General features: G+C 65.1%; 9 protein-coding genes. 5 read left to right on the forward strand and 4 right to left on the reverse strand.

The features are described from left to right. Nucleotides 1-64 precede the first annotated feature (64 nt). From XB14_RS32095 to XB14_RS32115, 5 genes are all read left to right on the forward strand, one after another. Complete coding sequence (locus tag XB14_RS32095) at nucleotides 65-739, forward strand: phosphoribosylanthranilate isomerase (protein ID WP_077968580.1); 675 nt, start codon at nucleotides 65-67, stop codon at nucleotides 737-739. Beyond that, on the forward strand, nucleotides 736-1,956 hold the full coding sequence (gene trpB, locus XB14_RS32100; RefSeq protein WP_077968581.1) for a tryptophan synthase subunit beta: 1,221 nt from the start codon (nucleotides 736-738) through the stop codon (nucleotides 1,954-1,956). The genes XB14_RS32095 and trpB overlap by 4 nt, the downstream gene beginning before the upstream one ends. Nucleotides 1,957-1,960: 4 nt before the next feature. Further along, nucleotides 1,961-2,800 (forward strand): tryptophan synthase subunit alpha, encoded by an 840-nt coding sequence (trpA, locus tag XB14_RS32105; RefSeq protein ID WP_077968583.1) that lies wholly within the window; start codon nucleotides 1,961-1,963, stop codon nucleotides 2,798-2,800. 50 nt (nucleotides 2,801-2,850) lie between these two features. Continuing rightward, nucleotides 2,851-3,765, forward strand: a complete 915-nt coding sequence (gene accD, locus XB14_RS32110; RefSeq protein WP_077968585.1) for an acetyl-CoA carboxylase, carboxyltransferase subunit beta — start codon at nucleotides 2,851-2,853, stop codon at nucleotides 3,763-3,765. 160 nt (nucleotides 3,766-3,925) lie between these two features. After that, nucleotides 3,926-5,269: a bifunctional folylpolyglutamate synthase/dihydrofolate synthase gene (locus XB14_RS32115; RefSeq protein ID WP_077968587.1), complete on the forward strand. Its 1,344-nt coding sequence runs from the start codon at nucleotides 3,926-3,928 to the stop codon at nucleotides 5,267-5,269. A 90-nt stretch (nucleotides 5,270-5,359) separates the two neighbouring features. On the opposite strand, the gene trxA is transcribed toward XB14_RS32115, so the two are convergent. From trxA to XB14_RS32135, 4 genes are all read right to left on the reverse strand, one after another. Beyond that, nucleotides 5,360-5,683: a thioredoxin gene (gene trxA / locus XB14_RS32120; protein WP_057252049.1), complete on the reverse strand. Its 324-nt coding sequence runs from the start codon at nucleotides 5,681-5,683 to the stop codon at nucleotides 5,360-5,362. An 86-nt stretch (nucleotides 5,684-5,769) separates the two neighbouring features. Further along, on the reverse strand, nucleotides 5,770-9,336 hold the full coding sequence (gene addA, locus XB14_RS32125) for a double-strand break repair helicase AddA (protein ID WP_077968589.1): 3,567 nt from the start codon (nucleotides 9,334-9,336) through the stop codon (nucleotides 5,770-5,772). Further along, nucleotides 9,326-12,514, reverse strand: coding sequence for a double-strand break repair protein AddB (addB, locus tag XB14_RS32130; protein ID WP_077968591.1), 3,189 nt, complete (start codon nucleotides 12,512-12,514; stop codon nucleotides 9,326-9,328). The genes addA and addB overlap by 11 nt, the downstream gene beginning before the upstream one ends. Next, entirely contained in the window at nucleotides 12,511-13,242 is a 732-nt protein-coding gene (locus XB14_RS32135) for a nucleotidyltransferase family protein (protein WP_077968593.1), read from the reverse strand. The genes addB and XB14_RS32135 overlap by 4 nt, the downstream gene beginning before the upstream one ends. Between the last annotated feature and the right edge of the window lies 1 nt (nucleotide 13,243).

Raw genomic sequence — 13,243 nt, forward strand, 5'->3', positions numbered from 1 at the left:
ACCGACCGCTTGAGCGTCGGTTTTTGGCTCGACTCGCGCAACATTTCATGCAAGGTCGCTTCTCATGAAAACCCAAGTGAAGATATGCGGGCTGAAGACCGCGGAAGCGGCCGAGCGTGCCGTCGCGCTCGGCGCATCCCATGTCGGCTTCATCTTTTTCCCGAAGAGCCCCAGGAACATCGAGCCCGACGATGCCGGCCGCATCGCCGAGAGGATTCGCGGCCAGGCGAAGGTCGTCGCCGTCACTGTCAATGCCGACAACGACGAACTCGACGAGATCGTCTCTGCTCTCAATCCGGATATCCTGCAGCTTCATGGCAGCGAGGATGCGGAGCGGCTGCTGACGGTCAAGGCGATGTACGGCCTGCCGGTCATGAAGGCGTTTTCGGTGCGCGAAGCATCGGACCTTGAAAGGATCGACGCCTACATCGGCATCGCCGATCGCTTCCTCTTCGACGCCAAGCCGCCGGCGGGATCGGATTTGCCCGGTGGCAACGGCGTTTCCTTTGACTGGAAGCTGCTCGATGCGCTTGACGGAAGCGTCGATTACATGCTTTCCGGTGGTCTTAACGCCGACAACATCGGCGAGGCCATGGCGCAGACCCACGCTCGCGCCATCGATATCTCCTCCGGCGTCGAGAGCGCGCCGGGCGTCAAGGATCTGAAGCTCATGGAATCGTTTTTCAATGCCGTTCGCCAGGCGGAGGCGGGCATGCCACGGTCAGGGAGCAGGACGTGAATCAGGCGCCAAAGTTGAATTCCTTCCGGGGTGGCCCGGATGAAGACGGTCGCTTCGGCATTTTTGGCGGCCGTTTCGTGGCCGAGACCCTGATGCCGCTGATCCTCGATCTCCAGAACGAGTGGGACAACGCGAAGAACGATCCGGCCTTCAAGGCGGAACTGGAACACCTCGGTGCCCATTACATCGGCCGGCCGAGCCCGCTTTATTTCGCCGAACGGCTGACGGCCGAACTCGGCGGTGCCAAGATCTATTTCAAGCGTGAAGAGCTGAACCATACGGGCTCGCACAAGATCAACAATTGCATCGGCCAGATCCTGCTTGCCAAGCGCATGGGCAAGACGCGCATCATTGCCGAAACCGGTGCCGGCCAGCACGGCGTCGCCTCGGCGACGGTTGCCGCCCGCTTCGGCCTGCCCTGTGTCGTCTACATGGGCGCGACCGATGTCGAGCGCCAGGCGCCGAACGTCTTCCGTATGAAGCTGCTGGGCGCCGAGGTAAAGCCGGTGACCGCCGGCAGCGGCACGCTCAAGGACGCGATGAACGAGGCCCTGCGCGACTGGGTCACCAATGTCGACAACACCTATTACCTGATCGGTACGGCCGCCGGCCCGCATCCCTATCCGGAAATGGTCCGCGATTTCCAGGCGGTCATCGGCCAGGAAGCCAAGGAACAGATGCTGGCTGCCGAAGGCCGGCTGCCGGATCTCGTCGTTGCCGCCGTCGGCGGCGGTTCCAATGCGATCGGCATCTTCCATCCCTTCCTCGATGACGAGAGCGTCAAGATCGTCGGCGTCGAAGCCGGCGGCAAGGGCATCGAGGGTGACGAGCATTGCGCCTCGATCACTGCCGGTTCGCCCGGCGTGCTGCATGGCAACCGCACCTATCTGCTGCAGGACGGCGACGGCCAGATCAAGGAAGGCCATTCGATTTCGGCTGGCCTCGACTATCCCGGCATCGGCCCGGAGCACGCCTGGCTGAACGATGTGGGCCGCGTCGAATACGTACCGATCATGGACCATGAGGCGCTCGAAGCGTTCCAGATGCTGACCCGACTTGAGGGCATTATTCCGGCGCTCGAACCGTCGCACGCGCTTGCCGAAGTCATCAAGCGCGCGCCAAAAATGGGCAAGGACGAGATCATCCTGATGAACCTCTCCGGCCGCGGCGACAAGGACATCTTCACCGTCGGCAAGTTACTGGGAATGGGGCTGTAAGATCATGACCGCACGCATGGACAAGCGATTTGCCGATGTGGCGGCCGACGGACGTCCGGTCCTCGTCACCTATTTCATGGGCGGCGATCCGGATTTCGAGACGTCGGTGTCGATCATGAAGGCGCTGCCGAAGGCTGGCGCCGATGTTATCGAGCTCGGCATGCCCTTTTCGGATCCGATGGCCGACGGTCCGGCGATCCAGCTTGCCGGCCAGCGCTCGCTGAAGGGCGGCCAGACGCTCGCAAAGACGCTCGAGATCGCGCGCCGCTTCCGCGAGGGCGACCAGCACACGCCGATCGTGCTGATGGGCTACTATAATCCGATCTATATCTACGGCGTCGATCGCTTCCTGACGGATGCGCTGGCGGTCGGCATCGACGGTCTGATCGTCGTCGATCTGCCGCCGGAGATGGACGACGAGCTCTGCATCCCGGCGCTGGAAAAGGGCATCAACTTCATTCGCCTGGCGACGCCGACCACGGACGACCGCCGCCTGCCGAAGGTGCTCGAAAACACCTCCGGTTTCGTCTATTACGTGTCGATGAACGGCATCACCGGCTCGGCGCTGCCCGACCCGTCGCTGATCGGCGGTGCCGTCGCGCGTATCAAGGCGCATACCTCTCTGCCGGTTTGCGTCGGTTTCGGCGTCAAGACGGCGGAACATGCAAGGGCCATCGGAGCATCTGCCGATGGTGTGGTCGTCGGTACGGCGATCGTCAACCAGATCGCGTCGAGCCTGACCGAAGAGGGCAAGGCGACCGATGCGACGGTTCCGGGTGTCGAAGCGCTGGTGAGAGGGCTCTCGGCAGGCGTGCGGTCCGCACGTCTCGCAGCAGCCGAATAATTGCCTATATTAGCGCGCACAACCCGAAGGAAATCTTCAGGAGTTACTAAGTGAACTGGATCACAAACTACGTTCGGCCGAAGATCAACTCGATGCTGGGCCGCCGGGAAGTTCCGGAAAATCTCTGGATCAAGTGCCCGGAAACCGGCGAGATGGTGTTCCACCGCGATCTCGAAGAAAACAAGTGGGTCATCCCGCAGTCCGGCTTCCACATGAAGATGCCGGCCAAGGCGCGGTTGAAGGACCTGTTCGACGGCGGCATCTATGAAGCGTTTCCGCAGCCGAAGGTGGCGCAGGACCCGCTGAAGTTCCGCGATTCCAAGAAATATGTCGACCGTCTGCGCGACAGCCGCACCAAGACCGAACTCGAAGACACGATCGTCGCCGGCCTCGGCCGCGTCCAGGGCGTCAAGCTCGTCGGCGTCGTGCACGAGTTCAACTTCATCGGCGGCTCGCTCGGCATGGCTGCCGGTGAGGCGATCATCAAGGCCTTCGAAAGGGCGATCGCCGAGAAGTGCCCGCTGGTCATCTTCCCGGCATCGGGCGGCGCCCGCATGCAGGAAGGCATCCTGTCGCTGATGCAACTGCCGCGCACCACGGTTGCGGTCAACATGCTGAAGGAAGCCGGCCTTCCCTACATCGTCGTTCTGACCAACCCGACCACCGGTGGCGTCACCGCATCCTATGCGATGCTCGGCGACGTCCACATGGCTGAGCCGGGCGCCGAGATCGGCTTTGCCGGCAAGCGCGTGATCGAGCAGACGCTGCGCGAGAAGCTGCCGGAAGGTTTCCAGACGTCGGAATACCTGCTGGAGCACGGCATGGTCGACATGGTGGTCAAGCGCCATGATCTGCCGTCGACGCTCGCCCGGGTCCTGAAGATCCTGATGAAGAAGCCGGCGGAAGCCTCGAAGCTCAATGGCGGCACGCAGCCGGCAGCCTTGCCGGTGGCCGCCAGCGCTTGAAAAAGCGCTGGGCTGGTCGGACCGCGTAGAACAAAATGATGCATCTCCGCGATTTCTTGTGAGCGGGGATGCCGAACTCTAGGCGCTGCAGCGATCTTTTGGGCGGTCGACAAGGTGCGCGGCGCTGTAGCAAACGGGCTTGTCAGGGCGGGGTTAAGAGATGGCAGCGGTGGAAGCCAGCGAAGCGGGCTACGAGATCGAAAAACTTCTCGCCCTTCACCCCAAGGGCTTCGACCTGTCGCTGGACAGGATCACCCGGCTTCTGGCAGCCCTCGGCAATCCGCAGGACCGCTTGCCGCCGGTGATCCATGTCGCCGGCACCAACGGCAAGGGCTCGGCGACCGCGTTTTCGCGGGCTATCCTCGAAGCAGCCGGCCTCAGCGTTCACGTTCACACCTCGCCGCATCTCGTCAATTGGCACGAGCGCTATCGTCTGGGCGTCAAGGGCGGCAAGGGCAAGCTTGTTAGCGATCCGGTCCTTGCCGATGCCGTGCGGCGTGTCGCCGAAGCCAATGGCGGCGAGAAGATCACCGTCTTCGAGATCCTGACCGCCGTCACATTCCTGCTTTTTGCCGAGCACCCGGCGGATGTGGCGATCATCGAGGTTGGTCTCGGCGGCCGCTTCGACGCGACCAACGTCATTTCCCGCCCGGCCGTCTCGGTCGTCATGCCGATCTCGCTCGACCATCAGGCCTATCTCGGCGATCGGGTGGAACTGATTGCGGCCGAAAAGGCTGGGATCATGAAGCGCGGCTGCCCCGTGGTGATCGGCCAGCAGGAGGAAGAGGCCGCCCGCGACGTGCTGGTCTCGACCGCCGAGCGCCTCGGCTGCCCGATGTTTGTCTATGGCCAGGATTTCATGGCGCATGAGGAGTTCGGTCGCCTCGTCTATCAGGACGAGGGCGGGCTCGCCGACCTGCCGCTGCCGAAGCTGCCGGGACGTCACCAATATGCCAATGCCGCAGCGGCCATCCGCGCCGTGCGAGCCGCCGGTTTTGATGTTTCCGAGGCGGCGATCGAGCGCGGTCTCGCGGGCGTCGAATGGCCCGGACGCCTGCAGCGCCTGACTGGCGGCAAGCTCACGCATTACGGTCCTGATGGTGCGGAGATCTGGGTCGACGGCGGCCACAATCCCGGCGCAGGCCAAGTGATCGCCGAGGCGATGGCGACCTTCGAAGAGCGCGAATCGCGGCCCTTGTTCCTGATCATCGGCATGATCAACACGAAGGAGCCCGTCGGCTACTTCCGCGCCTTCCTCGATCTCGCCGAGCAGGTCTTCACCGTTCCGATCCGCGGTTCCGACGCCGGACTTGATCCCGTGGCGCTTGCCAGTGATGCCGCTTCGGTCGGTTTCGAGGCCTCCGCGGTCTCGTCCGTTGCCGAGGCGCTGACGGTCATCGCCAATCTGGTCGACGAAGACCCGGCACCACCGCGCATCCTGATCGGCGGCTCGCTCTATCTGGTGGGCGACGTTCTCGCCGACAACGGCACGCCACCGAAGTGATCGCGGCTCGTCGAGCCGGAACCTCAAAAAGAAGCCAAGAAAAAAGCCCGGCATGCCGGGCTTTCAACGTATTTCAGCGGTGAGCCCGCCTTAAGCGACGGCGGTGGAAATCCACGAGGAAAGGGCCGTCTTCGGGGCGGCGCCAACCTTGATGTCGGCCACTTCGCCGGCCTTGAACATGGCGAGCGTCGGGATCGAGCGAACGCCGTACTGGGCGGCCAGTTCCGGATTTTCGTCGATGTTGAGCTTGACGACCTTGACCTTGCCGGCGAGTTCGTTCGAGATTTCCTCGAGGCTCGGCGCGATCATCTTGCACGGGCCGCACCATTCAGCCCAGAAATCGACAACCACCGGCTCGGCGGAGTTCAGCACTTCCTGCTGAAAATTGGACGTATCGACCTTTACAGTAGCCATAGGCTGCTCCTTGCGTTCGGAATGGCAGTATCCAGATGTTGTGTCTCATGTGAGAAGGCACCGCTGGATTTTCAATATCGGGTATCTCACTTTGTCGCGAGGTCTTCAAGGCTCCTGTCGAGCGCCTGATCGGGAACGACGTGGATTGCCGGTCCTTCCGTGAAGATCAGCACGCATCGAAACGCATGCGCCGGATAAAGCGGCCGCAAAAGCGCGCGGTAGATCGCAAGCTGCGCCGTGTAGGCGAAGGGAATGTCGCCGGGCGATGCCGGCACCTGCCGGTTGGTCTTGAAGTCCGCAATCGTCACGACACCGTCGCCGACGGCCAGCCGATCGATCCGGCCCGAAACCGCGTGCTCGCGCCTGCCGAGCGTCAGGGTGCCCATGACCGAAACCTCGGCCCGGCTGCTCGGCGAGAAAAGCGCACCAAGATCCGGGTGGTCGAGCACGTTTTCGACGCCGGCGATCAGTGCCGCGCGCTGCTCGGGGGGCCAACTGGGGACGGACCGCTCCAGGTAACGTTCGGCCGCGGCTCGGCGATCGTCGCTGGCCATCGCAGGCAGAACCTGAAGCAGGCGATGCAGGATGGCGCCGCGCAGCAGCGACAGGTTCGCCGGTGCTTCTTCGGAGAAGAGCGCCGAGCCGACGAGCGCATCGCCGTCGTCCTCGTCAACCGCAATGCCGACGCCGGAAGGGCTGAGCGGACGCGGCAACCGCTTTTGCGGCGGCAGCGGCGTGGAAAGCGCCTTGGGCAGCGTGGTCGCCGGGCGACCCATATCCGCCAAGGGCGCATCGCCGGAGGGAAGGTCGCGCTCAAGCTGTTTTTCGCGCCAGGCATGGCCGGACCATTCGTCGCCGCCGGCGTGAAAACTGGTGGGATGACCGCGGCCGTTTTCGTCTCCGGCTAGGCTCGCCTGAACCATCGCATGCCATGTATCTGCGACGGCCCGCTGGCCGCGGTAGCCGCAGACGATCAGGCGGTCGGCGGCGCGGGTCATGCCGACATAGAGCAGGCGGCGGTACTCTTCCTCGGCCAGCGTCTTCAGCCGCTCGCCATCGGCGGTGACGAGCGAGTTCGACTCCGCGCCCGGCGCGCGCCATACCGGCAGCGGCAGAACGCTGCCGTCCCTCTGGGCGAGTTCGAGGAAGCGGAGCGAAGGCACATGCTGGTTGCTGAACGCTGCCCCACCGCCATCGACGAGGAAGACGACCGGCGCCTCGAGGCCCTTGGCTGCGTGCACCGTCATGATCCGGACTTCGTCGCGTTCCTTGTCCTGCTCGCGCTTGACGGTCGGCGCTTCCATTTCCAGCGTCGAGACGAAGGCCTGCAGGCCGGGCAGGCCGCTTCTTTCCTGGTCGAGCGCGAAGGTCAGGAACTCGTCGAGAATGTCGCTGACCTCGCTGCCGAGCCGCGCGAGGAAAGCGGCCCGGCCGCCATGGACGCCAAGAACGCGGGCATAGAAATCATGCGGCGCAAGCTGGCTCGCGAGCGCCATGTAGGATTTCAGCATTCGCGCCGCCTGGTGAAACAGGATGCCGTCATCGGCTTCATGCAGCAGCCGCTGCCAGAGGCTTTCGCCTTCGCTGCGCCGGGCGGCAAGTTCGAACAGGGCGTCCTCGCCGAGGTTGAACAGCGGGCTTTTCATAAGCGCCGCCAGCGACAGGTCGTCCTGCGGCAGCAGGACGAACCGCCCGAGCGCCAGCAGGTCCTGGACGGCAATGTGCTTGGTGAGCACCAATCGGTCGGCGCCGGCAACAGGGATGTTGTTGCGGCGCTTGAGCGCCCTCGTCAGCGCGTTGACGAAGGCATCGCGCTTGCGGACCAGCACGATGATATCGCCCGGGCGCATCGGCCGGCGAGCGCCCTTCTCGACGATCGTCTCCTTGCCGATCCAGCTCTCCAGTGTGGCTGCGATGCGGCGGGCGAGGATGTTGACCGGCGCGCTCTCCGGCGTCGCGTCGAAGGCGGCGGTCCACTCGTCGTCCGTATCCACCGGTTCGGCGGCAATCACGTCCCAGATGTCGACGGCGCCGGGATGGCCGATGCGGTTCGAAGCGTGCACGACCGCCTCGTTGCGCGCGCTCAAGCCCCGCGCATGCGCCGGATCGGCAAAGACGGCGTCAACGGCGGAAAGCACGTCGACGGTCGAGCGGAAGGAGAGTTGCAGGCGGATGGGTTCGAAAGCCTTGCCGCCGTCGCGCACGCGTCGTTCGGTTTGCTGGCTCTCGTGCGAGAACCGTTCCGGCCGTGCGCCCTGGAAGGAATAGATCGACTGCTTCTCGTCGCCGACGGCAAACATCGTGCGGTTGGCGCCGCGGGCGCTTTCGCCGGAGAAGAAGTCGGCGGCCAGCGCCTGGATGATCGTCCACTGCGCCGGGCTGGTGTCCTGGGCCTCGTCGACGAGGATATGGTCGATGCCCTTGTCCAGCTTGTAGTGGACCCAGGCGCTGACGTCGCCGCGGGCAAAGAGCGCCGCCGTGCGGTTGATCAGGTCCTCGAAATCGAGCTGGCTGCGGCGCCGCTTGAGTTCCTCGTAATCGGCATTCAGCCGCTCGGCCAGCGTCAGCGCCGCCAGCGTCGCCTCGAACATCCGGAGAATGCTGATGTGGTCGATGCAGGCGACGACATGGCGGTAGGCCTCGTCCACGGGGTCAATGAGATCGGGTGCGGCCTGCTGCATCGCCTTGTTGAGGAAGGCGGATTGCGCCCGCGGCTTGCCGGTGCCGGTGAAGAACAGATGACGCAGGCCGTCATAGCGCGCACTGAGGTCCGTCATCTTCGAAACGGTTCTCAGCCCTTCCGCAAAGTCGAGCACCTTCGTACCGCCGACGCTGGTGGCGAGCGAGAAATAGCGTTCGAGTGCCGCACCGTTCAGTCCCGCCAAGGGCCAGATCGCCGCCATGGCACGGTCGACGCTTTCCTCCGGCGAAACCTTCAGCGCTCGGCGCAACTCGGCCTCGGTGCCGCCGAGCCCATCGGCATGTTCGAGAAAGGCCTGGATCGCGGTTCGGTTTTGGACGATCGCGGCCAGCAGTTTTTCGAGGCCCGTGTCGTCGGCGATGTCGAGCACAGTGGCAAAGGCATGGGCAAGGGCCGGATCGTCCTTGGCGGCGGTCGCGGTCAGCAGCAGCCGTCGCGCATCGGCAAGCAGAACCGCAGCCGCGCGATCGTCGAGAACGGAGAAATGTCCGGCGACATTGGCCTCCAGTGGAAACTGGTGCAGCAGCGCCTCGCAAAAGGCATGGATGGTCTGGATCTTGAGGCCGCCGGGCGTCTCCAGCGCGCGGGCGAACAGGCGCCGCGCCTCCTGCAGCTTCAAGAGCCCGGGCCGCTCACCCTCGATCGCCTCGATCCGCTTTTCGAGCGTCGCGTCGTCGAGCGTGACCCATTCGGCCAACCGCTCGAAGACACGGTTCGACATTTCGGAGGCCGCCGCCTTGGTATAGGTGAGGCAGAGGATCGCCGAGGGGCGGCAGCCGGCAAGCAGCAAGCGGATGACCCGCTGGGTCAGCACATGCGTCTTGCCGGAGCCGGCATTGGCCGACACCCAGGCGGAACGGGCAGGGTCCGAGGCCAGCGACTGCCGGCGCGAGGTCCAGTCGAGCCAGCCTTGTGGCGTCGCCTGTTCGGGGCCGAGGCTGTCATCCCTCATCGCCATCCTCCTCCTCGCTATCGGCCGTCGACCATTCGGCTACACGCGCCAGATGGTCGTATTCGCCGCCATAATCGCGCTCTTTCTGAACAATCACACGCGAGGCAAAGCCATGCTTGCCGGAAAGAAGCGCACTCAGCAGCTTCCTGAGTTCGGCAAGCGACTCGTCCGCAAGCTGGTCCGCGGATTTCGTCTCCTTCGACTTGCTGCCTTCGTTGTTGACGGCTTCCGACTTGAACCGCGCGCCCGGCTTCAGCCTGACATAGAGCAGCGACTGTGGGTGGCTGGGCGGCACGTCCTTGAAAGCGCCGGCCTTGAGTGCCGCGGCTTCCAGCGCGAGCTGCGGGTCGAGCAGCACGCGGGCTTCCTTGACCGATGGGCTGGAGCCGGTCTTGTAATCGATGATCTCGACACTGCCGTCGGTCAGCGTATCGAGCCGGTCGGCAATGCCGGTCAGCCGCATGTCGGCGACGCCGAGCTCCATCGATGCCGGAGCTTCCGTGCGCGATCGGCGGAGGAAGCGGGCGCGGTCCCGCTCCCACTTGATGAAGGCCATTCCGACGGCGGCAAACCGCGGCCGCCAGATCGTGTCGATATGGGTGGGCAGTCGCGCCTCGTCGAAAGCGTCGTTCAAAAGCCGGTTCATGACCTCTTCGGCCGCGGGCGACATCAGATCGACGCCGGCGCGCACGAAACGTTCGACGATCTGGTGGTAGAGCGTGCCCCGCTCGGCCGGACCGGGATCGCTGTTGAACGGCAGCAGCGGGTGCAGCCGAAGGATGCGTCGCGCATAGATCGCGTAGGGGTCGCGACGCAGCCGCGAGACTTCGCTGAAAGAGTATTTGCGCGGCTGCAGGTCTGCCGAAGGCTTGGGCGCGGGGCGCTCCGCAAGCGGCTGGCGGCCACCGTCGTCCAGCATCCGGGCCCAGGTGAGATAGTCGGCGCCATTGGCGTGGAGCGTCTGCGTCAGCCGTTCGCCGCCGAGTGCCAGCAGACGCTGTAGCCAGCGCGAGGCGACGGTGGGTGCTGCGCCCTGGCGCATCGAGCGGGTGAAGATCAGCCGCCGCGTACCGCAGGCCATCTGGAAGTCGTGGGCAAGCTGGCCGATGCGCCGCTCCGGCGGTTCGAGGCCGATCCCTGTCTTCATGGTGCGCGACAGGAACGGATCATTGGCAGTCTGGCCCGGCCAGTTGCCCTCATTCAGGCCCCCGAGGACCACCAGATCCATGCTCTGCAGGCGCGATTCCAGTGCACCGAAGATGAACACCCGCGGATGGCGCATGGAGCGCGGCTTGACCGCAGCACTTGCCGACAGCGCCTCGACGACGTCGCACCATTGCGGCCCGTCCGCGGTCATCTGGCCATCGGTTTCGATAATACCGCGCAGGAGAGTCGCGAGCGTATCGGCGGCCTCGCCGGACCAGAGCCCGCCGAGATCGCCACGCTCGTCGGCTGAGGCCGCTTCCAGGGCTTCCCCGGTGCGCGTCGCCCAGTCGGCGAAGGTGAATTCCTCCGAGAACACGCGGCTGCCGTCCCTGCTGCGCGTGAGCGCGGAGGCGAGCGGCGCGACCGCGAGGCTGATCTTCGTCGCCACGTCGCGGGCGGCCAGAAGCTCGTTTTCGCCGATGCCGATGCGCCATTCCGGTGGGTGGCGGTCGGCCTTGTGCCGGGTGATCGCCGCGTCGAGCAAGGGGGCGAGGGCGAGCAGATCGACGGTCGCGGTGCTGCCGCGCAGCGCCATGCGTTCCAGCGCGTCGGCACCGTCGCGCATCCTGTCCCGGGAAAGGCCGAAGCGCGCCAGTGGATGCTTGAGCAGCGCGACGAAAGGCACGGGATCGCCGGGGCGCAGGCATGCTTCCAACAGCAGGCGCAGCAGGCTGCCCTGTGGCGTCGCGGTGAGGGGCGTGCCGGCGGAATCGTCGGCCTCTATGCCGAAGCGAGCAAGCTCGGCGCCGACCCGCCGTGCGAGATTTCGGTCCGGCGTGATCAGTGCCGCCTGGCTCTCGTCGCTGCCTTCGAGCGCCAGCCGCAATGCAACGGCGATCGCGGCCGCTTCCTCGCGCTCGTTGGCGGTTTCGATCAGCGCTGCATCCTGGAAGGCTTGCTGCAGCAAGGCCGGCTCGAGCTCGCTGCGCATCTCGGTCCAGGCATTCGTCGCCTTGGCCGGGAGCAGCGCATGAGACAGGATCTCGGCACGGACGTCGAGATCGGCCTCGGCGCCGGCCAGGGCAGTCACGTCCGGCCGCAGAACGGCCATGCGCTTCAGCAGCCTGTAGAAGCCGTATTGCGGGTGGCTGCGGCTTGCCGGGTCCGGCCTGCCGTCAAGAGCGGCATCGGCGACGATCATGTCCCATTCGGCATCGCTCATCGTCTGGTCGAGGCCGGGCAGCACGATCGTGCCGTTGGCAAGCTTCTGCACCGCGGCAATCAGCGCGGCGGTCGCGGGAATGGAGCCGGTCGAACCGGCAATGATGATCGGGCCTTCGATCTTGCCGCCGGCAATGCGCTGCGTCTCGGCTTGCAGGATGGCGTTGCGGTGGCGCGCGGGCGAGGATTGTTTCAATTCCTCTAGCCGTTCCGGCCAGTAGCTGCGGGCGATCTTCAGGAATTCGAGCGTTAGCTGCCACCAGAGTGCGTGCTCGCCGGCATCGAGCTTGTCGAGCTTGTCCCAGTTGAGCTCTTCCGTCTCCATCGCATCGATGAGGTCGGCAAGGTTGCGCGCGAGCCAGATCGCATCGGCGGGGCTCGCCGGCGCGATCAACGGGCTCTCCGCATGAATGTCGAGCACCACCTTCGGCAACCGGTTGCGCCAGGCGAGGATCAGCCGGCCAAGCTCGATCAGGCGGGCGGTGCCGGGAAGAGGCGGGGCCAGATCGAGGATCGCCGGCACCTCGGCATCGAAGAAGCCGCTGTCGTCGTCGGTCTCGCCGAGCGCCTTGATGGTGGGCAGGATGGTGGAGCGGCCGCCGAGCAGATCGACGAATTCGGACCTGAGCACACGGGCCGAGCGCCGCGTCGGTACGAAGATCGTCACGCCCGCAAGCGGCAGGGGATCGGCCGGATCGTAGCGGAAGTCCGGCGTCAGGCTACCGTCGCAAAGCCTTTCGGCGAGCGTCTTCAGGAACGGGAGGCCAGGCGGAATCGTGAAGACGTTGGACCGGCGGCCGCGCACGCTCATCCCTCCGGCCGGTGGCGACGGATCGCCGCCTCCGCTTCGCCGATCGCTTCGGGCGTGCCGACCGTCATCCAATGGCCGTCGAGCAGCAGGCCGTAGAGACGGCCCTTTTCGGCGGCGCGATCGAAATAGATATTGAGATTGAAGGCCTCGTGGGGCGCGTCGGCGAAGAGGCGCGAGTGAAGCGCAATCGCACCGGCATAGACCACCGGGTTCGGCAGACCTTCGGTGTAGCGGGTAAGGCTGCCGTCATCACCCAGCGAGAAATCCCGCTTGCCGTTGTGGCCGGTCGTATCCTCGTCGCGCACGCACAAGAGCAGCATGTCCATGCGCTCCGCATCGAAGGCTGCTGCCAGGCGCGTCAGGTTGCTGGGCTCGCCCTTGGGCTCGCCGACCCAGAACAGGTCGGCATTCATCACCAGGGCCGGGCCTTCCGGCAGAAGTTTCAATCCCTTGGCCAGGCCGCCGCCGGAATTCATCAGCGCGTCGCGCTCGTCCGAAATCAGGATTTCCGGAGCGCTGCGTCGGCTGAGATGGCCTTCCATCTGGTCGGCGAAGTGGTGCACGTTGACCACGGCCTTGCTGACGCCCGCCTCCACCAGGAGATCCAGAACATAGTCGATCATCGGCTTGCCGGCGATTTCGACGAGCGGCTTCGGCATGGTGTTGGTGATCGGACGAAGACGGGTCCCGAGGCCCGCGGCGAGCACCATCGCATTGCTGATCGACATT

It is taken from the genome of Ensifer adhaerens (genome assembly GCF_002007205.1).
Taxonomy (GTDB): Bacteria; Pseudomonadota; Alphaproteobacteria; order Rhizobiales; family Rhizobiaceae; genus Ensifer; species Ensifer adhaerens_D.